This is a genomic window from Ignavibacteria bacterium (assembly GCA_013177855.1).
Taxonomy (GTDB): domain Bacteria; phylum Bacteroidota; class Ignavibacteria; order Ch128b; family Ch128b; genus Ch128b.
The window spans coordinates 2,029,915-2,052,904 of sequence record JABLYA010000001.1 but is presented as its reverse complement, the minus strand read 5'-3'; the positions used below and the strand labels follow the sequence as shown (position 1 = coordinate 2,052,904).

At 32.8% G+C, this 22,990-nt stretch carries 18 protein-coding genes and 1 tRNA gene; 8 read left to right on the top strand and 11 right to left on the bottom strand.

Going from position 1 to position 22,990, the window contains the following annotated elements:
* Positions 1–47: 47 nt before the first annotated feature.
* The 10 genes from HPY57_08620 to HPY57_08575 all read right to left on the bottom strand — a co-directional run bounded on the left by HPY57_08620 (position 48) and on the right by HPY57_08575 (position 11,295).
* A complete protein-coding gene (locus HPY57_08620; protein NPV11837.1) occupies positions 48–2,516 on the bottom strand; it encodes a leucine--tRNA ligase in 2,469 nt (822 codons plus the stop codon).
* A 164-nt stretch (positions 2,517–2,680) separates the two neighbouring features.
* Positions 2,681–5,158 carry a penicillin acylase family protein gene (locus HPY57_08615; GenBank protein NPV11836.1) on the bottom strand — a complete coding sequence of 826 codons (2,478 nt, stop codon included), beginning with the start codon at positions 5,156–5,158 and terminating at the stop codon, positions 2,681–2,683.
* A 121-nt stretch (positions 5,159–5,279) separates the two neighbouring features.
* A complete protein-coding gene (locus HPY57_08610) occupies positions 5,280–7,370 on the bottom strand; it encodes a BamA/TamA family outer membrane protein (GenBank protein ID NPV11835.1) in 2,091 nt (696 codons plus the stop codon).
* A gap of 2 nt (positions 7,371–7,372) precedes the next feature.
* Positions 7,373–8,455 (bottom strand): SDR family oxidoreductase, encoded by a 1,083-nt coding sequence (locus tag HPY57_08605; GenBank protein NPV11834.1) that lies wholly within the window; start codon positions 8,453–8,455, stop codon positions 7,373–7,375.
* Positions 8,448–8,969 (bottom strand): hypothetical protein, encoded by a 522-nt coding sequence (locus HPY57_08600; protein ID NPV11833.1) that lies wholly within the window; start codon positions 8,967–8,969, stop codon positions 8,448–8,450. Before HPY57_08600 ends, HPY57_08605 begins: the two co-directional genes overlap by 8 nt.
* Positions 8,970–9,024: 55 nt before the next feature.
* A complete protein-coding gene (locus HPY57_08595; protein ID NPV11832.1) occupies positions 9,025–9,648 on the bottom strand; it encodes a L,D-transpeptidase in 624 nt (207 codons plus the stop codon).
* Positions 9,649–9,659: 11 nt separating this feature from the next.
* Positions 9,660–10,022: an NADPH-dependent 7-cyano-7-deazaguanine reductase QueF gene (queF, locus tag HPY57_08590; GenBank protein NPV11831.1), complete on the bottom strand. Its 363-nt coding sequence runs from the start codon at positions 10,020–10,022 to the stop codon at positions 9,660–9,662.
* Between the two features lie 7 nt (positions 10,023–10,029).
* On the bottom strand, positions 10,030–10,737 hold the full coding sequence (gene queC / locus HPY57_08585) for a 7-cyano-7-deazaguanine synthase QueC (GenBank protein NPV11830.1): 708 nt from the start codon (positions 10,735–10,737) through the stop codon (positions 10,030–10,032).
* 19 nt (positions 10,738–10,756) lie between these two features.
* Entirely contained in the window at positions 10,757–11,173 is a 417-nt protein-coding gene (locus HPY57_08580; protein NPV11829.1) for a 6-carboxytetrahydropterin synthase, read from the bottom strand.
* 49 nt (positions 11,174–11,222) lie between these two features.
* Positions 11,223–11,295: transfer RNA gene (locus HPY57_08575), tRNA-Arg, on the bottom strand.
* A 252-nt stretch (positions 11,296–11,547) separates the two neighbouring features.
* Here HPY57_08575 and HPY57_08570 point away from each other — a divergent pair.
* The 8 genes from HPY57_08570 (at position 11,548) to sucC (ending at position 21,632) form a co-directional block, all read left to right on the top strand.
* Positions 11,548–13,398: a tetratricopeptide repeat protein gene (locus HPY57_08570; protein ID NPV11828.1), complete on the top strand. Its 1,851-nt coding sequence runs from the start codon at positions 11,548–11,550 to the stop codon at positions 13,396–13,398.
* A gap of 10 nt (positions 13,399–13,408) precedes the next feature.
* Positions 13,409–14,686 (top strand): ATP-dependent Clp protease ATP-binding subunit ClpX, encoded by a 1,278-nt coding sequence (gene clpX, locus HPY57_08565; protein ID NPV11827.1) that lies wholly within the window; start codon positions 13,409–13,411, stop codon positions 14,684–14,686.
* A 307-nt stretch (positions 14,687–14,993) separates the two neighbouring features.
* Positions 14,994–16,250 (top strand): asparagine synthetase B, encoded by a 1,257-nt coding sequence (locus tag HPY57_08560; protein NPV11826.1) that lies wholly within the window; start codon positions 14,994–14,996, stop codon positions 16,248–16,250.
* Between the two features lie 173 nt (positions 16,251–16,423).
* Complete coding sequence (locus HPY57_08555) at positions 16,424–17,557, top strand: DNA methyltransferase (protein NPV11825.1); 1,134 nt, start codon at positions 16,424–16,426, stop codon at positions 17,555–17,557.
* Positions 17,558–17,568: 11 nt separating this feature from the next.
* Positions 17,569–18,402 (top strand): hypothetical protein, encoded by an 834-nt coding sequence (locus tag HPY57_08550; protein NPV11824.1) that lies wholly within the window; start codon positions 17,569–17,571, stop codon positions 18,400–18,402.
* A gap of 19 nt (positions 18,403–18,421) precedes the next feature.
* Positions 18,422–18,655 carry a hypothetical protein gene (locus HPY57_08545; GenBank protein ID NPV11823.1) on the top strand — a complete coding sequence of 78 codons (234 nt, stop codon included), beginning with the start codon at positions 18,422–18,424 and terminating at the stop codon, positions 18,653–18,655.
* 121 nt (positions 18,656–18,776) lie between these two features.
* The gene (gene pruA, locus HPY57_08540; protein NPV11822.1) at positions 18,777–20,327 is read left to right on the top strand and encodes an L-glutamate gamma-semialdehyde dehydrogenase; all 1,551 of its coding nucleotides are present in this window, start codon (positions 18,777–18,779) and stop codon (positions 20,325–20,327) included.
* Positions 20,328–20,468: 141 nt separating this feature from the next.
* On the top strand, positions 20,469–21,632 hold the full coding sequence (gene sucC / locus HPY57_08535; protein NPV11821.1) for an ADP-forming succinate--CoA ligase subunit beta: 1,164 nt from the start codon (positions 20,469–20,471) through the stop codon (positions 21,630–21,632).
* A gap of 89 nt (positions 21,633–21,721) precedes the next feature.
* Here sucC and HPY57_08530 read toward each other — a convergent pair whose 3' ends face one another.
* Positions 21,722–22,984: an NAD(P)/FAD-dependent oxidoreductase gene (locus HPY57_08530; GenBank protein ID NPV11820.1), complete on the bottom strand. Its 1,263-nt coding sequence runs from the start codon at positions 22,982–22,984 to the stop codon at positions 21,722–21,724.
* Between the last annotated feature and the right edge of the window lie 6 nt (positions 22,985–22,990).

Here is a 22,990-nt window from a genome sequence, read left to right as displayed (position 1 = left end):
AGTAATCGCAACCACGCATAGATTGTAAAGTTTCCTCAAAGAAAATTTCATTTGACAACAATGTTCAGGATTTTATTCTTCACATAAATTTCACGAACAATTTCTTTCCCATCAATAAATTTTTTCACTCTCGGATCTTCTTTTGATCTTGCTTTAATCTCCTCTTCTGGAGTATCAATTTCGAAATCAATAGCTGCTCTTAATTTTCCATTTACCTGAACTGCTAAAGTAAAAGTTTCTTGAACCAAAGCAGCTGGATCGTAGTCGAACCAGACAGGTTCTTCAAATATACTTTTTTCCTTGCCAAGTAATGACCAGCATTCTTCACCCAGATGTGGTGCAAGTGGAGCAATCATAAATGCAAATCTTTCGAGAGTATAATAAATCAAATCTTTGTTCTGAATTGAATTCAGCTTAGAAAAGTCATTTAATAATTCCATTAAAAATGCAATCGCTGTGTTGAAATGAAGAGTATCAATATCTTCAATGACTTTTTTCAGACCGAGATTAATTCTTTTATAAATAAATTTCTCATCACCGTTTAATTTGGAGAAATCAATTTGATTGAGAGTTCTATGGTCTTTTAATACGGGAGAGAATTTTTGATAAAGTTCGTAAATACGATTTACAAATCTGTTCACTCCAACTATTCCTTGGTCGCTCCAATCACCGCCCATATCGTAAGGGCCCATAAACATCAAATACATTCGAAAAACATCTGAGCCATATTTTTCAACGAACACATCGGGATTAACAACATTTCCTCTTGACTTCGACATCTTTGCACCCATATTCGTAATTGTTCCCTGATGTCGAAGTTTGTAATAAGGTTCATCGCATTTCAATAAACCAAGATCTCTTAAAAATTTATGAATAAATCTTGCATAAAGAAGGTGCATTGTCGCATGCTCGGCTCCTCCAATGTAACTATCAACCGGCATCCATTTATTCGCAAGTTCTACATCGAACATCGCATTCTCAATCTTTGGATTTAAATAACGCAAATGATACCAGGATGAATCGACGAATGTATCCATTGTATCAGGATCTCTTTTAGCATCAGCTCCGCACTTTGGACATTTTACATTCATAAATTTTTCATGACGAAGTAATGGAGACTCACCTGTTGGTTTGAAATCCACATCATAAGGCAAAACAACTGGCAAATCTTTTTCGGGTACAGGAACTTCGCCACAAACAGGACAATGAATTATTGGAATAGGTGTTCCCCAGTATCGTTGACGAGAAATCAACCAATCTCTTAATCTGTAATTAACTTTTTTCTTTCCAAGCCCTTTTTGTTCTATATAATCAGAAATTCTCTTTATACCTTCTTCAGAATTCAATCCAGTGAATTCGCCAGAATTTATCATCAAACCTGGTTCAACATAAGCTGCAACTAACTCATCTCCTTCCTTAGTTCCTGGTTGAAGAATTACTTTTTTAATCGGGAGATTGAATTTCTTTGCAAATTCAAAATCTCTTTCATCATGAGCTGGGACAGCCATAACTGCACCAGTTCCATAAGTTACAAGAACGTAATCAGCAATCCAGATTGGGACTTTTTCTCCGTTAATTGGATTGATTGCATAAGAACCAAGCGGGACTCCTGTTTTTTCTTTTACGGTTGAAAGTCTTTCTATTTCAGTTTCATATTTCACTTTATCGATATATGCCTGAACTTCTTTCTTAAACTCTGGTTTTGTGAGTTTCTCCACGAGAGGATGTTCAGGAGCAAGAACTACATAAGTTACGCCAAAAAGTGTATCAGGTCTTGTTGTAAAAACTGTGATTTTATCTCCTGTCTCTTCAGCAATAAAATCAATTTCAACTCCTTCGCTTTTTCCGATCCAGTTAATTTGCATTGTCTTAGTTTTTTCAGGCCAATCAATTTTATCCAGATCCTGCAAAAGCTCTTCAGCGTAAGCAGTGATCTTAAAGAACCATTGAGTCAAGAATTTCTTTACGACTGGATTGTCGCATCTTTCACAGGTTCCATCAGCTTTCACCTGTTCATTTGCAAGAACAGTTTGACAGGATTCACACCAGTTTACGGGTGCATTTTTTCGATATGCAAGTCCTTTCTCGTAAAGTTTAAGAAACAGCCATTGATTCCATTTATAATATTCAGGCACGCAGGTCATCAACTCTTTATCCCAATCATACATTGCGCCAATTCTTTTCAATTGCCTTCGAATATCTTCAATATTTTGTAATGTGCTGTCCTGAGGATGAATTCCAGTTTTAATTGCATAATTCTCGGCAGGCAAACCAAAGGCATCGTATCCCATTGGTTCGAAAGTATTATAACCCTGAAGTTTCTTCAATCGTGTCCATGAATCTGCTGGACCATAATTGTACCAGTGTCCGATGTGAAGTTTTGCTCCACTTGGATAAATAAACATTACAAGTGAATAAAGTTTTTTTTCTGTATTATTCAAATCTGTTTTATAGATCTGTTTTTCTTCCCAGTATTTTTGCCATTTAAGTTCAATCTCATTAGCAGGATATTTCATTTTTCCACCTTTTTCTTTGATTAATTAAATACAATGTTAAAGATAATGTTTAAGATGTTCAATTAGACAATTTGTTAATAATTCAATTGGTTAAAACTTATAAGAAATTCTTATTCCGAAGAAAATACTGAGACAATAATATATAAGATTCCAGATTTCTGAATTTAATTTGGACTTACAGGTTTCAGAATCAAAGTCTCATACTTTGAAAATTTACTTTTATCAGTCACAAAATTTATATAGTCGCCGCTTAACCACATCAAACTTTGATCTTTGTAATTTCTGTGACCAATATGCCCCGATTGTCCGCTTGTGATAATTATCAATGAACTGTCAATTCTGGACAAATCAACAATCTGACGCATTGAAGGACCGAGATAATTTTCATAAGGCTCATAGTATTTGAAACTTGTATTTAATAAAGTCGTTTGGTCACCACCAATTGGATAGGGACCAATATCGATTAATTTATCAATGAGCTTATTTTGTCCACTGAATAAATGCTTAAATCTTACCTGATGTATATTCCCCCAACTCCATTCATTAAAATTTTGACCTAAACTTTTTTCAAGCTCTTCGATTGTCTGAGCCAAGGAATTTCGAATGATTTCATCTTTTGTTTCGAGTTTACTTGTGCTCAAATCATCAAATACAGAAATAGAGTCTGGATAATTATTATTAATTAGCTGATAGATGACTCGCAAAGGTACATTGCCTACGAACAGGAATTGTTTGTAAAGTTCATCCCCCATTTCATCTCTGAAAGTGTTTTTCATCAAATTGATGAGAAAAACATTATAGACAAGTGAAAGCGGATCAAATTTTCTGAGCTCACCATCCCAATTTTTAAATAAACCAACTGCCTGTTTCAAATTTTTATTCTTGATATTAACATTTTCAAAAGCTTTCACTATTTGAAATGAAATATCTTTTGCAAATGGAGAATTAACATCCATCTGAAATTTTTTGAAATCTTCCGTATCAAATTTGTTTTTGCTTTTCAATAATTGATTAATTCTTTCAGCTCTTGAGTGAGGTTCCCAGAGATTACCAATTATTTTCTTGAATTCACCTGTTGGCGGGTTATTATTTGTTGCGATGTAACCATTTTCAGGATTTAGAATTTCTGGCTGCAAATCAAAATTTAGATATGAATTCCAATCGTTGATTGGCATTGTCCCATCAAGTGGGGAAAGAAAATTTGAATAATTCCTTATTGGAATTTTACCGCCAGCTTTATAAAAAATATTTCCATCAATATCAGCACATAAAAAGTTTTGAGCGGGACAATTAAATGTCCTGAGTGCTTCTCTAAATTCTTTATAGCTTCGGGCTTTGTTGATCTTATAAAAAGTCAGAAGTTCATCACTTATTTCAAATCCACTCCATTTCATTGAAATGGATTGATTGAATTTCGATTCCTTCAAAAATTTATTAGCAAATTGGATTAAAGGACCTCGATGTGTCGATTTAATTTCAAAGATAAAATCTGATGAGTCTTTAATTTTAATTGTATCGACTTTGATTTTTAAATCTTTCCACTCATTATTGAAGAAATATTTCGTTCCCGTGGAATCAAGTTTTTCTATATACAAATCGCAGTCATCTAACATCAAATTTGTTAATCCCCATGCGATTCTGTCGTTTTTTCCAATCACAACTGAAGGAGAACCAGGAATTGTAACTCCCGCAACTTTCAAAGTTGGTGAGTTGAGCGAAACTATATACCATTTCGATGGAACTGAATACATCAAATGAGGATCGTTGGCAAGAATTGGTTTACCTGATTCAGAAAGTTTTCCTGATACAACCCAGGAATTACTTCCCGAATAAGTTTCATTCATACCTAAAAATTGTCTTGCTTTGATGTTATTCAAATAAAATTGATTTAACAAATCAACAAGTTCTTTGGATAAAATATTTTTTCCTAATTGAGAATTTTGTTGTGGTGAATTTTTATGATCAGTATTTGATTTCGTCGAGATTATTGTTGGTGCATTTTCAGGATAATCTGGTATTAGTTGAGATAATTTTTCAGGTGGAAGTTTGTTTTGTAACTGAGCGTAAACAACATCAACCCACCAGCCAAGATTTAATTCCCAGGCAGTTAGTCGAGCAATCAAATAAACCTGATACGGTTCCCACTTCTCAGGCTGGTAATTCAATAAGTCGAATTCAATTGAAAAATTACCAGATGCATAATCTATAAAAGCGTTTATTCCATCGGTATAAGATTTACAAATTCTTTTACTTTCAGTAGAAGCATTTTCAAATAATTTTTTAGCTATTTCATTAAATCCTGTTGTTCTGAACATTAAGTCAAATTCGAGAGCGTTTGAACCTAAAACTTCTGCAAGTCTGCCCATTCCAGCACGACGAGTGATATCCATCTGAAATAACCTATCCTGAGCATGAACGAAGCCAAGAGCAAAAAAGAGATCGTCTTCATTCTCAGCTTCAATATATGGTATTCCAAAATCATCGCGATAGATTTTAACTTCTGACTTCAGTCCTTTTAAATCAATTTCTCCTTTAGTTTCAGGGAAAGATTTCTTGATGATACGATTGACAAAGAAAAAAGAAAAAAAGATAAAGAGAATAAAGACAATCAGAATACCAATTATGATTTTAAAATTTTTCATCGATGTCCATTAAAGTTTGAATTTTTTTTGAAATGATTTTTAATGAATTTTCCATCCTCAACGAATAAAACAAATTTTTGTTCAACTATTTTGAAAGATGATCTATAAAAGTTGTATAAAACTAGAAAGCCTCACCAATACCAAGATGAAATTGAATTGCATCCAGAAAAACTCGTTTGAAAATAAATCTATAAGAATATGGGTCATAAAGTTGTGTACCAATATCAATTCTGATTGGTGCAAACGATGTGTAATATCTAAAACCGAAACCAAAAGTTAAGGCTGTAGTTTTTAATGAGACCGATTTCAAATCTCTCCAGCTATTGCCAAAATCAAAAAACAGAGCCGATCCAAAATCGCCGAATAAAATATTTCTGCTTTCAATAGAACCTTCAAGTAAAACTCTTCCGCCAATTTCGCTGATGGTGATTAATTTTCCTTGATCATCTACAAAGCTAAATGTTGGACCAAGTCCTCTTGCCCGCCATCCTCTAACAGAGTTACTTCCACCAGCGTAGTAGAGTTTATTTTGAGAAATAGATTTTTCACCTTCAATTTTCTGGATGTAACCTAATCTTAATTTATAAGCTACAGCGCCACGACTTGGTTTAAATGGATTGGTATAAACATTCACTCCAACCAAAGTTTTATAATATTGAATGTTTCGATCTTTTTTCTCACTCAAAAGATTTTTCAGGTATGGCAGGAGTCCTGTGTACTCAAGCGAAAGCTGAAGATTATAACCGCTGGTCGGATAAAAAATATCATTTGCATGATTGGCGAATAAGTCCACACCAAGAATGGTGTTGGAATGATCGAGAAATGATTCGCTTTCACTTTTGATCATTGATTCAGTTGTATCTTCAGGTGAAATTGGAAAACCAGAATTTATTAAAATACCTTTGATATAATCGAAAGGAAGCTGCGGTTTGAAACTGATATTTTCTGACTCGTATCCGAGGTAAAAACTGTAATTATTAAACATTACAAATTTAGGCAATTCAAAAAGGAAAGAAAGTTTTGAACCAGCTGTATAATATCGATAAAATTTCTGCTGCTCAGCCGAAGCAAAAAATTCAAGTTTACCTTTGATATCTTTATAAAATAAATAAGGTTGTTCGATGCTTAAATTTATTCCAACCAATCCGAGCAATGTTGTATCTTTTAATCCGTTTTTACCAAAAACATTTTTATAATTGATATTAAAAATATCTTGAGTTACAACTGTCCCCTCAATTGTGAGCTTTCTCGCATTCCCAAAAAAGTTTTTACGTGTGTAGTTCAGTCCAAGTCCAACATTAAATCTGTTAGTCTGATTATTAACAATAATTTCTGGACCAAGTTCATTCATCTTTCCAACATCGACACTGATATTAATAGGTACTGTTGAGTGAGTTGTTTCGGCAACAACACCGGAAACAAGCGAAGATGTAAATAAACCTGTCCTGTAAAGTCTTAGCTGACCTTCAAGATTTTTGGAATGACTATATTTCTCCCCCGATTTAATTCCAACCAGTTTATAAATAAACTCATCTTCGACATTATCTTTTGCAATACCGCTTTTCTCTACTCTAACTTCACTAACTGTGAAATATCGATTCGGCTTAAAAGTAATTTCCACATCAACTGTTTTTTTAACTGAATCAATAGTTGCAACAATTCTGTCTCTATCAGCAAGCATAAATCCAAAATTTCTGAGTTCAGAGACTATTCGAGATGCATCGTTTTCAATTTTTTCACGCTGGAAAAAATTTCCTTCTTCAATTTTCTTTTCTTTTAAAATTTTCAGGTAAAGCCAGCTGCCAATTTTTGCCGAATCAATCCCGTAATATCTATAACTGCTAATCCTTGATCTCTCACCTTCATCGATTTGAAAGATTAATTCGGCTTTTTTGTTTTTATCATTTAATTGATAACGAGCCGATACGGAGCAATCAAAAAAACCGTTATCACGATAAAACCTTTCAATTCGTCTTATATCCTCATTAATGTTGAGCGAATCGAAATAGATTGGTGGTTTGCCAAGACTTTTCACATAACGATTTAAAAATTTCCAGAACCAGAAGGGAGTTTCTTGAGAAATCAATATTTCTTTTAATACACCACTTGAAAAATTTTTATTACCTTCAAACTTTATATTTGATAGCTCATAATCCTGAGCAAAAGAGATTTCAACAAGAATTATCAAAAGGATCCCAGATAAAAATTTCATTTTTACCAAAGACCTTTCTTAGAAACAACATCTCGATTTTTCAAAGCAAAATCAATAATCCTATCGATATAGTTCTCAAGTTTTGGCGGGGATAAATTGTATTGTCTCAAAGCTTGAAGGGTTTTATCGCATTTAAGAATTAAATTATGGTCAAAATAGTCAATCATTTCTGGATACAAACCGGTAAGATTTGAAATAAATCTGACTTTCATCAAAGCTCTCACAAAATCTTTATTTACTTTAATCGTCAGCAATTTTTTATTCAATGTTTGTGAGAATAATTTTATAAGTTGAATTTGATTTAGAGGTTCGGGATCGCAGAGATGATAAGTCTGATAAACATCATTCAACTGAGATAAAGCAGCGATACTTTCGACAACATAATCGACTGAAATTAGATTTACAGGATTAGCACCTGTTCCGATTTGAGTCATCACAAAAGTTCTCGGAAGTTTATCAATCAAAAAAATGACTGGATAAGGGCCATCAAATTTATTTGTTTCACCTGTCTTTGAATCCCCAATGACAATTGAAGGTCTATAAATTACAAATGGAATCTTATCTTTATTTTCTCGAATGATTTTTTCTGATAAAAACTTCGTCTCTTCATAATAATTTTTGAAAGATTGACCTTTGTCAAAATCATCTTCGGTGAATTCACCTTTGTGCCAGCCAGCAACATAGCAGGTGCTTATATGATGAAATTTTTTAAGATGCGGCAGTTGACTTGCAAATGAAACAATATTTTCAGTTCCATTCACATTTACTTTATAGGCAAGATCTTTTGAAACTCTCAAGTCATAAACTGCGGCTAAATTAAAAATCTCTGAAATCGAATTAGTATCAATTTTTGTTTTATCAATACCCAATTCAGGTAAGGTTAGATCTCCTTCAACGGGTATCAATCTGTTTCTAAGAAAATTAAATTCAGTTTCAAGTTTTTGAATTTGTTTGTTTGCAGTATCAAAAAATTTTTTCTGAACAAGTAAATAAGCTCTGCTCTCCTCCCTGTTTTGAAGAATTTTAGGGATCAAGCGTGAAGCAATAAATCCAGGGAAACCAGTTAAAAAAATGTTTTTACTCATATTTTAATTTAATTTTTCTTTCTGCAAGATCATCTATAAAATTTTTTTGAATTTGATTTTTGAAGAAATCGACGATGTATGACTTTGATTTATCTTTCAGATTTTGTGAATAAGTCATTTCTACTATTCCATTTTCAACCAACGAAGTATACGAAGAATAAATAACCCTTTCTTCAGGTGAAAAAAGATACTGATAAACCTCTAAATTGCTTGAACCAATAAATGCTGATCCACTGTTGTAATAAAGTAATTTTTTATTTCCTTCTAATTTTATTGTATCTACTTCAGAACCTTCAAGAATTCCATCTAAAACTTGAGACTTAAATGTAATTGTGTTTATTGAATCGAAAGGATTTAGAATAAAAAAACCAACGCCATAATTTGGTTCAACAAAAATTCCATTAATAGATTTTAGAGAGTCATCGTAATAGGCAATTAAAACTTTCCTATCTAAAACAGAATCGGAAAAAGCAACGGAGTTAATCTTTTTAATTGTAATTGTATCAATAACCAAAGGTGTCTCAGGTTTTTCCTCGGTTTTTTTAGAACATGAAACAAAAACCAGGAGATTAATAAATGTAAACAGGAGTACCAATCGGGCAAGATTCATATAATTCCTCAATTTCTGAATTATTTACTGCAATTGAACCATCTGTCCAGTTGAAAACAAATGGAAGATTTCTCAATATAAAATCGAATTTTCCATTACCATGAATTTTTACATAGCCGCCGAGTTTTGTATCCATTGGCGGGCATTCTTTCTTGTAATAACTTTCCTGAATGAGTTGAAATTCTTTTTCCGAGATTAAACCATCTCTCAATCCTCTTACTGCATCTTCAAGTGAAGGATAATTGAGAATTAGAACTTTGCCAAGACCTGTCGTAATTTTCTTTGAGCAAATAAAATAATCTCCAACTGGAGTGTATCGATCTTCACGGCTTTGTTTCGAATATTTTGGATTTCCACCCAGAGCAATGTTATAAGTCTTAATTAAAATTGTATCAACATAAAAATGAAGCTTGTAATCAATTCTATTAATTACAAGCTTCGGTTTTTCGATCTTTGTAATTTTCCTCTCTATTAGTAATTCATCTAAACTGGATTTTCTCAAATCAAGAAAAATTCCATAAGCAATCATTCCAAGCAAAAATACAATCACACCGCCAATATATAATGTTAGAGTTTTAATCATCGCAATAAGACTTATTGAGATTTCTTATAAGGATATTCAGCAACTACTATGGAATACATTCCGCCTCTTGGGTTAAACTCACCAGTGACTTTCATATATCTTGGTTGTAAAACTTTTACCAGATCATCTAAAATAAAATTGACAACGCTTTCGTAAAAAATTCCATCATTACGAAATGAATTGAAGTAATATTTCAAAGATTTCAACTCGACACATTTCTTATCTGGTATGTATTCAATTGTAATTTTTCCAAAATCTGGATTGCCTGTTTTAGGACACACAGAAGTAAATTCAGGTTGAACATGAGTAATTAAATAATCACGATCGGGATATTGATTATCAAATGTTTCAAGAATTTTATATTTCTCGTTCATAATCACCTCAAATATATTTTGGTTTTACTCTATAAGGAATTGGATCTTCAACACCAGCCAATTGAAACCCTCGCAATCTCAATGCACAGCTGTCACAAACTCCGCAGGCTAAATCTTCATCTTTATAACAACTCCATGTCAGATGAAATGGTGCATTAAGTTCAATCCCCTTTTTCACGATTTCATATTTTTTCATTGAGATGATCGGGGTTTCAATTGTTATGTTTGTTGTAGGTTTGGTTCCAACTTTAATTAATTCATTAAATTTTTCATAAAAAATTTTTCTGCAATCAGGATATCCAGACGAATCTTCCTCAACTGCACCGATAAAAATTTTTTCGGCTCCAATGACTTCTGCCCAGGCAACTGCCATAGCCAAAATGTTTGCATTTCGGAAAGGCACATAGGAAGATGGAATTTCGGTTGAATTTAAGTTTGCCTGACTTACTTCAATGTTCTGATCAGTTAGTGATGAGCCACCGATTTTTCTGAAGAAATCTGTATCAAGTACGAGTCTATATTTTGCTTTAAAATAATCAGCCAGATCATTGAAAGCTTTAAGTTCTCTTTTCTCGGTTCTTTGGCCATAATTTAAATGAAGCATTGCGAGCTCATAATCCTGAGCTGCTATTGCAGTAGTTACGCAACTATCCATTCCACCACTTGCAAGAACCACAGCAAGTTTTTTGTTTGAATTTACTCCTTTGTCAGACATAAGCAATTCACTCCAGAATTTATTTAATTCTTACTGAATATTCAGCAAAAGCATCAGAAGTTTCATAAACCATGACAGTAACTGACACTAAATTTTCAGGTAATTTAGATTTCAAAATATTTTCTGCAATATAAATTGAAATATTTTCAGCGGTTGTTGGTTTATCAATAATCACAATTCGTTCATTAATTTTTTGAGCAATTTCAATTAACTCCTTATCATTTATATCACAAATTATCGAATGGTCCATCTCATCTATAATTGGATTTACAATACTAAAAATATCGTAGAAATCAATTAACATTCCATTTTGATTCAACTCGCCTTCGAACTGGACTAAAGCTTTGTAAGAATGTCCATGTAGATTTCTACATCTTCCTGAATGAAAAGGCAAACGATGAGCCATTTCCCAATGAAATTCTTTAGATACTTTCATTTTGTTCTCCATCAATTTACTCTCTTATTTAAAATTCAAAGAAAAACTGTACCCCCGACAGGACTCGAACCTGTGCGTCCGGCTCCGGAGGCCGGTGCTCTATCCAGCTGAGCTACGGGGGCAAAAACAATTTTCCGCATTGCAAACTAACATTAACTTAAAATTTTTTCCATACAGAAAATTATTCTTCAATTTGATTTGTAAATGCAATAAAAATTTTCTCATCAATAAACCATTAACTTCAATCATTAAAAATCATAATTCAACAAAGATTTCAATTTAAATCCTGTACCTAAACCTATTTCTCTAACGAAACTTTTTATTGTTCTGAATGATTAAAGTGACTAAATTGTCAAAAATATTTTCGTGGTGAAATGAATTCGAAAAAAATATTAATCTTAATTTTAGCTTTAATTACAACCAATCTTTATTCACAAACTCAAGACGATTGGAACAAGTTCAGACTTGCACAAAGTTATGAGAGTCTTGGGAATTATGACAAAGCATTTGAACTTTATCGTGAACTTTATTTTCAATTTCCCTCACAATTCCAATTTTACGACGCTTACTATAGAATGCTGACGCAATTAAAAAGGTATGACGAAGCTATTGAACTATTAAAAAAAAGATTAAATGCAAATCCAAATGATTTTAATACCTATGCCGAAATAGCAGTACTTTATGAAAGAAAAGGTATTAAAGATTCGGTAGATTATTATATCCGTGAAGGAATTCGCCGTGATCCAAAAAATCCAATGAGTTATAAGTTTATCTCAAATGTTTTAATTCAAAACAGGATGTTTGATTATGCTAATTATGTCCTCGAAGAAGGTAAGTCTCGAATATCAGACAATGAGATGTTCATAATCGACTTGATAAACATTAATTCTATCTTAATGAATTACCCCAAAGCCTGCACTGAAATGATCGAATTACTCAAGAAGCAACCACAACAAATCACTTTTGTTCAAAATAAACTTGCTCAAATGATCACCAATCCTGTTGCCCTCAAAACCTCAATCGAAATCTTTGAAAAAAATTTTGACCGAAGAAGTTTCCCAATACTAAAAATTTTGACCTGGCTTTATTTTCAAAATAGAGATTTCAAAAAAGCTTTCGATCTTACAATTGAAATTGAAAAACTAACCAATGCCAATGGGTATGAAATTTTAGATTTTTCTAATCGTGCTTATCAGGAAGGTGTAATTGAAGAAGCTGTCAAAGGTTACGAGTTTATTTTAAAAAATTATAAAGAGAAAAAAGATCTGGAAGCAATGTCGGTAATTGGCCTTGCCAGATCATATGAAAAATTATTCGAAAACGAAATGAACTCACCTGATTTATTCTGGAAAACTTACAAACCTTCAGCCGATACAAACAATAGAAATCTTAAAGAATCTATCCAATACTATAATATCATTTTGTCAAATTACACTTTGCCAAACCTCGTAGCAGAAGCTATCTATAAAACTGCTCTTTTCTATAAAGAACATTACCAGAATTTTTCAAAAGCTAAACAACTACTTCAAAGATTAGTTAATGATTATGTCCTGACTGATTTTTATGCCAGAGGTTTATTACTTCTTGGTGATATCGAATATCTGGAAGGAAATAATGACAAAGCCATTGAGCAATATGAAAAAGTCAGAACATTTTCACGAGCAAGTGAAACAGAAAGATATTCTGCTCAATTTCAAATTGCAGAAATTTTAATTGCAAAAAGTCTTTATGATTCAGCTAAATCAGTTTTGAATATAATTAAAAGAACAAATACAAACGATGTTGCAAACGATGCAATTGAATTCTTAATGATAATCACCGAACAGGAAAACAATCCAAACCAACTAAAACTTTATCTTGAGATTCAAAAGCTGATTGATAGTAAAAAATATCAGGAAGCAATTCGAAAAATAAATTCACTAAAACTTGATGATGATTATTCTATATTTCAAAACAAATTGAGACTTACATTAGCTGAACTTTATATCACAACCAATGATTTTTCAAACGCCCTGGCTCAATTAAATTATCTTTATGAATTGAAGGAAAAAACAATTTATTCCGATCGAGCCTTAATGAGAATTGGCCAGGTGTATCTTTATGGCTTAAAAGACAAGATGCGAGCTGAACAAACTTTCAACAAATTGCTTACAGAATTTCCTGATTCTATTTTTGTATCAGAAGTAAGAGAATTAATTAAAAGAATCCAATCAGAAAATCTTTAATGGAGAAGAAATGGCAGATAAAAGAAATTATAAACAAATTAAATGTTCATTTTGTGGTAGAGATGCAACTGAAGTCGGTGGAATAATAGCTGGTAAAGATGTTTACATTTGTGATCTGTGCGTTGGAAGCGCAGTTCAAATATTGAAAAATAATTTAGAAACACTTTCGCCTCAAATTAGAAAAGATGCAATATTAACTCCCGAATTAATTAAATCAACACTTGATCAATTTGTAATAGGACAGGAAAAAGCAAAAAAAATTCTGGCGGTTGCTGTTTACAATCACTATAAAAGAATTAACTCATCATCCACTTTATATGATTTTGATGATGTCGAAATTGAAAAGAGCAATATTTTGCTAGTCGGACCAACTGGTGTTGGTAAAACTTTACTTGCTCAAACGCTTGCAAAAATCCTGGATGTACCTTTTGCAATGGCTGATGCAACAACAATTACCGAAGCAGGATATGTCGGCGATGATGTGGAGACCGTTCTGGTCCGTCTTCTTCAAGCTGCAGATTATAATGTCGAAAGAGCCCAAAAAGGAATCGTATACATTGATGAAATTGATAAAATTGCCCGCAAATCTGAAAATCCATCAATTACAAGGGATGTTTCAGGTGAAGGAGTTCAACAAGCATTGCTGAAAATTCTTGAAGGAACAGTTGCAGGAGTTCCGCCCAGAGGCGGTAGAAAACATCCTGAACAATCACTGATTTATATAAATACTAAAAACATACTTTTCATTTGCGGTGGTGCATTTGAAGGAATTGAAAAAATCATCGCAGCACGAACTAATAAAAGTAAAGTAGGTTTCGGAGCTGAAATCCGAGGTTCAAGAGATGTTTCTACCGATGAATTGCTTGAGCAAATTCAACCAGATGATCTTTTAAAATTTGGATTTATTCCAGAATTGATTGGAAGATTACCCATAATTGCACCGCTTCACTCATTAAATAAAGATGCATTGAAGAAAATTTTAACTGAACCTAAAAACGCAATCTTGAAACAATTCAAAAAATTATTCCAGCTTGAAAATGTAGAATTAGAGTTTGAAGAAGAGGCTTTAGATGCAATAGTTGAAAAAGCAATTGAAAGAAAAACAGGCGCTCGTGCTTTAAGATCAATTGTTGAAGATTTTATGCTCGATATAATGTATCATCTTCCTTCGAGAAAAAATCTCGAGAAATGTATAATTACCAGAGAGACTGTCTTAAATCATGCTGAACCAATTTATATTTATAAATCTAAAACCAAAGAAGCAAAAGCACAGTCGAGCAGCGAATAAATTCAAATAATCTCGGATTTATGTGTGATTAATACGGAGTCATTTTCAAAAAATTTTAAAATCAAATTGATTTAATTGAAAATTAGAATTCAAAAAATATCAACCACAATTTTTTACTAACTTTATTCTTTTAATTTTTAATGAGCGTAAAATCACTTGAGGGTTTAATTATCCAAACTTGAATTTAATTTTTGAATTAAACTTAATGATTTATTCTGAAGCTTATCTTTCAATTTGCAAAATGCTCTGAGAAGTGAACTTTTTTTAGATCGACAAAATTTTAATTAACAATCGAAACGAAATTGACATGATCAAAAGAATAATCTCTTTAATATTGATGCTTTATTCCCTGTTAGCTGCGCAGGGTAAAATTCTAATCCCGATGGATTTAAAACAGACTGACCACCTTAAAGCTTATGGAATTGCATATTATGCCTTAACAAAAGGAATGGTTGTTGATTGGCTTTTGAATTATCGAGGTGGTTCATTTATGATGGATTTCTCCGATGAGGTAGCAAGCGTTTGTAGAATACGTGGAGTTAAATTTGAGCAAATAAGTGGTTCCGTTGCATCTCAAATTCTGGCTGAAGTTCAAGATGAGAACAACAATATGGATGTTGTGCGACTTGAGAAAGAACCAAAGATTGCAGTATATGTTCCACCAGGTTTCAATCCGTGGGATGATGCAGTAACTCTTGCGCTTGATTATGCCGAAATTCCATACGATAAAATCTGGAACGATGAAGTCTTGCGCGGCGATTTGGCTAAATATGATTGGTTACATTTACATCATGAAGATTTCACAGGTCAGTATGGAAAATTTTATGCAAGTTTTGCGAATGCCCAATGGTACATTGAGCAGCAAGCTCTGTATGAAAACAATGCGAAGAAGAATGGATATAAGAAAGTCAGTGAAATGATGAGAGATGTTGCGTTTACCATAAAAAATTATGTTGCAAATGGCGGATTTCTTTTTGCAATGTGTTCGGCTACAGATTCCTATGACATTGCACTTGCTGCAAAGAATGTTGACATATGCGATCGAATGTATGATGGTGATCCGCCAGACCCTGATGCTCAAAAGAAACTCGATTACTCACAAACACTTGCATTTACCGATTTTAAACTTGAAATGAATCCTTATGTTTACGAGTATTCCGATATCGATATTCAACCTGCTGAGATTGGAAATTTTGAAAACGATTACTTCACACTCTTTGAATTCTCTGCTAAATACGATCCTGTTCCCACAATGCTGACGCAGAATCATGTTAATGTAATTCGAGGATTTCTCGGTCAGACCACAGCTTTTCGCGAAAGATTGATTAAAAAGAATGTAACGATTATGGGGAAAAGAGAAGGGACTGATCAAGTAAAATATATTCGTGGTGATTATGGTCGAGGAACATTTTGTTTTTTAGGCGGGCACGATCCTGAAGATTATCAGCATCAAGTCGGTGATCCTCCGACGGATTTATCTCTTTACAAAAATTCACCGGGCTACAGATTAATTTTAAACAATGTTTTATTCCCTGCAGCGAAGAAGAAAAAACAGAAGACTTGAGCTTTTATATTTGTTCAAGAAAATAAAATCTGAAAGAACCAAAATCGAGATAAATAGTCCTATAAATCATTCAGGTTTTTTAAGTTTATATTTGTTCAAAAAAAATTAAAGAAATGATTGAAAAATGTTTATAATTTTGAGTGGAGTTTTTCAAAGAAACAAGGAGATTTTATATGGCGTCATTTGATGCAGACAATTTATTTTTTGATAATGATGTGAATTCAAAAAAGAATGTAAGGGTAATATTAAATAAAGATAAGTTTATAGAAATTTTGTCAGAAATTTTAGAAGCGAATCAAATTGATATTATAAGAAATAAAATTTTTTTTATAATTAATATTATTACTCACTTTAGAAAAGATGAGGAAGGACTTTTAAATATTGATACGAATGGCGATACAATATCAATTCGCAAAGACATCCTTATTTCAGATTTAAATCAAATTTTGGAATCACAAACTTTAGAGAGAGCAAAATATTATATAAACAGATTAAGAGAAGGGATTCAAAAAGTTAAAACCAGTAAAATAAATGATATAAATCTTCTTAGATGGAAAGAATATGACAATATTATTACTGACAGTCTTTGGATATTAGATAAAAGAGATTCGTCTGGAGTTCATAATGGTTGGTACTGGGGTAATTTCATTCCTCAAATCCCGCATCAAATGATGATAAGATATACTAAAAAAGGCGATTGGGTTTTAGATACATTCGTTGGTAGTGGAACAACCTTAATTGAATGTAAAAGACTTGGTAGAAATGGAATTGGAATTGAATTAAACCCTGAAGTCGCGAAAAGATCTCAAGAATTAATTAATAAAGAGGAAAACAGATATAATATTATCACTGACGTAATAATTGGTGATTCAAGAACAATAGACATTAAAAGAATTCTTAATAAATATGGAATAAAACAGTTTCAACTTATAATAATGCATCCTCCTTATCATGATATTATCAAATTTTCAAATCAAGAAAATGATCTCTCTAATGCTATTAGCGTTGATAAATTTTTAGAAATGTTCGGTGAAGTAATTGATAACACCACTTCTTATTTAGAGCGAGGTAGATATCTCGTCTTGGTTATCGGTGACAAATACTCAAAGGGTGAATGGATACCTTTAGGATTTTATTGTATGCAGGAAGTCTTAAAGAGAAGTTATAGTTTAAAAAGTATAATAGTAAAAAACTTCGAAGAGACAAGAGGTAAAAGAAGTCAAAAAGAACTATGGAGATATAGGGCTTTAGTTGGTGGATTTTATGTTTTTAAGCATGAATATATCTTTTTATTTAAGAAAAAATAGGAAATAATTTAATGCCTCTATATAGTAAAAAAGAAGTATTAAACTTAAAATTAAAAAGTATTCCATCATTACATTTAAAGATACTTGCTAAGAATTTAAATATTTCTAATGCTGGAACTTCATCCAAGATTATTGCCAGTATTTTAAACAGCAATCCAGATGAAACTAAAATTGATCAGTTTATCAAACAAAAATATAATGAGAAAGTTCAAAAACGTAAGCAAATTATTTCTGATAACGACCTAAAACGGGAGTTATTAAATGTTAAATCTTTTAACTGGGGTGTTGTTCAAGGTCAGTTAGATCAAAAGATACAAATTGAATTCGTAAGGAAATTTGTTCGCTACAATGATTTAATTAATGAGGTAACTTCAAAACTTCATAATGAGGTTACAAACTATGTAATATGTACTTGGTTTAACCACTGGACAACCGTGCTAATTGAAGAACACATAAGTCAGCATCCAAAAGTAATTCCAACTATAAAAAACATAAAAGGCATTGATATTTTTTTTGATGGGCAACCATTTGATTTGAAAATAACCTACCTTCCAAAGGGTTATAATCCGTTAAATGCAATTAACACTCCCATTGACTTAGCTAAATGGATGTATGAAAATCAAGGAGAGCAAAGATTTGGTGCTGATAATAGACTATTTGTAGTTTTATTTGATCAAAATAATCCAGAAAAAAGTTGGGAATTAAAAAGAAATTTTGATCTCGTATTTAATGCAATCGATGCTTTCCTGGGCAAAGAATCAGTTTCTCCAAACGATGAAATTGTTTTTAATTATAGAAATAAGACATATACAGCTTTAACAAAAGTACTCTTAATAACTAACTGATTCTTGTGTTTTTAAACGAATGAAGAATCAAAAGAAAAACAGCAAAATAAATAGTAAATCAACTAATAAATCTAAAGTGACGAATTCGAAGAAAGATAAGGTAAATAGGACAAGGGTAAAAAAAGTTAAAGAAAGTGAAGTAGTTTATTCTAAAAAAATAAAGCGCTTAGATGATAGCTGGGATTTTCGAGGAGCTAATACAAAAGAATATACTCATTGTTTTCACATTTATCCCGCAATTAACAAAATTTGATTAATCTTTATAGTAAGATCACTCAAATTTTATAAAAATTACTCAAAATCCAGTCTTAGTTTCTTAGTCCTTCCTTTCTTAATTTTGTGTAAATGAAAAACAAATTAAAAAGGGAATAAATATGGCTCGACCAAAATTTACTAACGAAACCTACCTCGATTTTTCAGACAAAAAAAATGTTAACAGACTCCAAAGAGCTTTAGCCGAAGTAGAAAAAAACTTTGGCAAAGAATATCCGCTTATTATTAATGGTGAAAGAATTTTCACCGAATCCAAATTTCCTTCCATCAATCCATCTTTCAAAAATCAAGTTATTGGATATTTCTCAAAAGCAAACAAAGAACTTGCTGAAAAGGCAATAATGGTTGCAACCGAAGCTTTTGAGAAATGGAAGAGAGTCCCAGCTGAAAAAAGAGCCAAAGTTCTTTTCCGTGCAGCTGATATAATTCGCAGAAGAAGATTTGAAATTAACGCTTGGATGATTTCTGAAGTCGGCAAGAACTGGCTTGAAGCTGATGCCGATACATGTGAAGCAATCGATTTCCTTGAATTCTACGGTCGTGAAATGCTGCGCTATGCTCAGAAACAACCTCTCACAAAAGTGAAAGGTGAAATCAATGAGTTAGTTTACTTACCTCTTGGAGTTGGCGTTGTAATTCCACCATGGAATTTCCCATTCGCAATTTTAGTTGGAATGACATCAGCTTCGATTGTAACTGGAAATACAGTCGTTCTAAAACCATCAAGCGACTCGCCAATGATGGGTTATCTATTCACTGAAATTATGGAGAAAGCTGGACTGCCAAAAGGTGTTTTAAACTTCGTGCCTGGATCAGGTGGTGAAGTCGGTGATACATTAGTCGCTCATCCAAAAACAAGGTTTATTGCCTTCACCGGTTCAAAAGATGTTGGACTTCACATAAATGAACTTGCAGCTAAACATCAACCAGGACAAATCTGGATTAAGAGAGTAATTGCCGAAATGGGTGGTAAAGATTCAATTATCGTAGACAGCGAAGCCGACCTAAAGGCTGCAGTTGAGGGAGTTGTTGTTTCGGCTTACGGATTTCAAGGTCAAAAATGTTCAGCTTGTTCAAGAGCAATTGTTGATGAGAAAGTCTATGATAAATTTGTTGAGATGTTGAAAGAAAGAGTTGAACAAATCAAAGTCGGTCCAGCAAAAGAAAATTATTTTATGGGACCAGTCATTAATGAGAGAGCTCAACTTTCAATATTAAGTTATATTGAAATTGGAAAGAACGAAGGAAAACTTCTATGCGGTGGAAATAAAATAGAAGGCGATGGTTTTTACATCGAGCCAACAGTTTTCATAGATGTGGATCCAATGGCAAGAATTTCACAGGAAGAAATTTTTGGTCCAGTGCTTGCAGTAATTAAAGCAAAAGATTTTGATGATGCATTAGCTATTGCAAATAATACTGAATATGGCTTAACTGGTTCTGTTTATACAAAGAACAAGAAGAAAATTCAAAAAGCAAAAGAAGAATTCTTTGTTGGCAACTTATATTTCAACAGAAAATGCACTGGTGCTTTAGTTGGTGGTCATCCATTCGGTGGCTTTAATATGAGTGGAACCGATTCCAAAGCTGGTGGAAGAGATTATTTATTGCTCTTCTTACAAGCAAAAGTAATGAGTGAAAAGATTAATTAATTTTATTCAGTGGTTGTCATACTGAATAATGTATGACAACCCATTTTTGTGTTTTTTCTTCAGTAAAAATTTTTAATCAAAAACTGAAATACCAATGATGAAAGTTTATTCATTAAAGTTCAAATAACGAAGAGGATTTAAATGAAAATACATGAATATCAAGCGAAAGAAATTCTTAGAAAATTTAATGTAGAAGTTCCAAAAGGCAAAGTTGCTTTTTCACCTGAAGAAGCAGTTGAAGTTGCTAAAGAAATTGGTGGTGACCTCTGGGTAGTGAAAGCGCAAATTCATGCAGGTGGAAGAGGTAAAGGTGGCGGCGTTAAACTTGCCCGATCTCTTGATGAAGTCTATGAATTGACCAAGCAAATGATTGGAATGCGTCTCGTTACTCATCAAACAGGACCAGAGGGAAGAATTGTTCAAAAAGTTTTGATTGAAGAAGGAATGAATATTGAAAAAGAATTATATGTTGGAATTACATTAGACCGAAGTACTTCTAAAAATGTGGTAATGGTTTCAACAGAAGGCGGAGTTGAGATCGAAAAAGTTGCTGCTGAAACACCAGAAAAAATTTTGAAAGAATATGTTGAACCTTCAATTGGTCTTCAACAATTTCAGGCAAGAAAATTAGCATTCGGTCTCGGACTTGAAGGTGAAAAATTTAAAAACGCTGTTAAGTTTTTACTTGGACTTTACAAAGCCTACGAAGAAACCGACGCATCACTTGCCGAGATTAATCCTCTGGTCGTAACTAAAGAAGGGAGAGTCCTTGCACTCGATGCAAAAATGAATTTTGATGACAATGCGTTATATCGTCATCCTGAGATAGTTGAATTAAGAGATTTAAATGAAGAAGCACCTCTTGAAATTGAAGCATCGAAATACAATTTAAATTACATTAAGCTCGATGGAAATGTTGGGTGTATGGTTAACGGTGCAGGACTTGCAATGGCAACGATGGATATCATTAAGCTCGCAGGTGGTGAGCCAGCAAACTTTTTAGATGTTGGTGGTGGTGCAAGTGCTGAAACCGTTGAAAATGGATTTAGAATTATTCTCAGTGATCCGAATGTTAAAGCGATCTTAATCAATATTTTTGGTGGAATTGTTCGTTGCGATCGAGTTGCTCAAGGTGTGATTGAAGCTTCCAAAAAAGTTAATGTCAATGTTCCAATTGTAATTCGACTTGAAGGAACAAATGCTGAAGAAGCTGCCGAGTTATTAAAAAATTCTGGACTAAATTTCCTTGTTGCAACTTCACTCAAAGATGCAGCCGAGAAAGTTACAAGCGTAATTAAAAACTAAAGCCAGAGTTAAATTTTTCTAATCCTGAGATTGAGATTAACAATCTCAGGATTTTTTGTTTTAAAAATCTTTCAAACGAATTAAAAGAATTATTCATCAATTATTTTCTTTTCACCAACAATCAATCGTGCACTTTTTTGATATGTAAAGTATGCAAAAATCCATTCTATCATCACAATAAATCGATTTTTAAATCCAATTAAGAAGAAGATGTGAACGAAAACCCACAAAAGCCAGGCGAAGAATCCACTAAATCGTAACCATCCAAAATCTGCGACTGCTTTTGCTTTTCCAATTGTTGCAAGACTTCCTTTATTAAAATATTTGTAAGGTTTAGAACTTTTGTTCTTTAATTTTCTCAGAATAAATTTCGCAACATATCTTCCTTCAGTAATTGCAACAGGAGAAACTCCAGGCAATGTATTTCCTTTCTCATCATAAACTGCAGCTGCATCACCAATTACAAAAACGCTTTCATCATCCTTTAAATGCAAATATGGTGAAACAATTGCACGACCCATTCTATCTAGCTCACAATTGAGTTGCTGAACTAATGGATTTGCTTTATTTCCAGCTGCCCAGATAATTGTTGCTGCCTTAATTTCTTTTCCATTTAACTTCACGCAATCGTTATTAATGTCAGTAACTTTTGTATTTAATAAAACTTTTACTCCAAGTTTCTCTAAATCTTCCTTTGCCTTTTGTGAAAGTTTCGGCGGATAAGTTGGCAGAACTCTGTCAAGCGCCTCAACTAAATAAACTTTAGCTTTTGTTGGATCAATTTTCTTGAAATCTTCAATCAAAGTTTTTCTTGCAATCTCTGCAATTGCTCCAGCCATTTCTACTCCAGTAGGTCCACCACCAACGACAATAAAATTAAGATATTTCTGTTGCTCCTCAGGGTCATTTATTCTTTCAGCTTTTTCAAATGCGAGTAAAATCTTTTCTCTGATGTTAATTGCATCTTGAAGAGTTTTTAATCCAGGTGCAATCTTCTCCCATTCATCTTTACCGAAATAGTGATGTTTTGCGCCCACAGCAACAATCAGAAAATCATAAGAATAATTTTCACCATTCAAATAAACTTTCTTTTCTTTTCGATCTATTCTTTTTACTTCACCCAGAATCACACGAACATTTTTTGATTTTCTAAAAATGCTTCTTAATGGGAAAGCAATGTAAGCAGGCGATAAACCAGCAGTTGCAACCTGATACAATAAAGGCTGAAAAAGATGATGATTGGTTTTATCGATTAATATCACATCAACTGGTTTATTTTTTAGCTTTTTTGCAGCGGCAAGTCCACCAAATCCACCGCCAATAATTATGACTTTTGGTTTGCTATTTTTCATATCACA

Bases quoted from the DNA above. Each gene is read 5' to 3' on its own strand.
- HPY57_08580 (NPV11829.1), bottom strand. From the start codon at position 11,173: ATGAAAGTATCTAAAGAATTTCATTGGGAAATGGCTCATCGTTTGCCT.
- sucC (NPV11821.1), top strand. From the start codon at position 20,469: ATGAAAATACATGAATATCAAGCGAAAGAAATTCTTAGAAAATTTAAT.
- HPY57_08595 (NPV11832.1), bottom strand. From the start codon at position 9,648: ATGATTAAAACTCTAACATTATATATTGGCGGTGTGATTGTATTTTTG.
- HPY57_08545 (NPV11823.1), top strand. From the start codon at position 18,422: ATGAAGAATCAAAAGAAAAACAGCAAAATAAATAGTAAATCAACTAAT.
- HPY57_08605 (NPV11834.1), bottom strand. From the start codon at position 8,455: ATGAGTAAAAACATTTTTTTAACTGGTTTCCCTGGATTTATTGCTTCA.
- HPY57_08530 (NPV11820.1), bottom strand. From the start codon at position 22,984: ATGAAAAATAGCAAACCAAAAGTCATAATTATTGGCGGTGGATTTGGT.
- HPY57_08570 (NPV11828.1), top strand. From the start codon at position 11,548: ATGAATTCGAAAAAAATATTAATCTTAATTTTAGCTTTAATTACAACC.
- pruA (NPV11822.1), top strand. From the start codon at position 18,777: ATGGCTCGACCAAAATTTACTAACGAAACCTACCTCGATTTTTCAGAC.
- HPY57_08610 (NPV11835.1), bottom strand. From the start codon at position 7,370: ATGAAATTTTTATCTGGGATCCTTTTGATAATTCTTGTTGAAATCTCT.
- queC (NPV11830.1), bottom strand. From the start codon at position 10,737: ATGTCTGACAAAGGAGTAAATTCAAACAAAAAACTTGCTGTGGTTCTT.
- HPY57_08550 (NPV11824.1), top strand. From the start codon at position 17,569: ATGCCTCTATATAGTAAAAAAGAAGTATTAAACTTAAAATTAAAAAGT.
- HPY57_08620 (NPV11837.1), bottom strand. From the start codon at position 2,516: ATGAAATATCCTGCTAATGAGATTGAACTTAAATGGCAAAAATACTGG.
- HPY57_08615 (NPV11836.1), bottom strand. From the start codon at position 5,158: ATGAAAAATTTTAAAATCATAATTGGTATTCTGATTGTCTTTATTCTC.
- HPY57_08555 (NPV11825.1), top strand. From the start codon at position 16,424: ATGGCGTCATTTGATGCAGACAATTTATTTTTTGATAATGATGTGAAT.
- HPY57_08560 (NPV11826.1), top strand. From the start codon at position 14,994: ATGATCAAAAGAATAATCTCTTTAATATTGATGCTTTATTCCCTGTTA.
- clpX (NPV11827.1), top strand. From the start codon at position 13,409: ATGGCAGATAAAAGAAATTATAAACAAATTAAATGTTCATTTTGTGGT.
- queF (NPV11831.1), bottom strand. From the start codon at position 10,022: ATGAACGAGAAATATAAAATTCTTGAAACATTTGATAATCAATATCCC.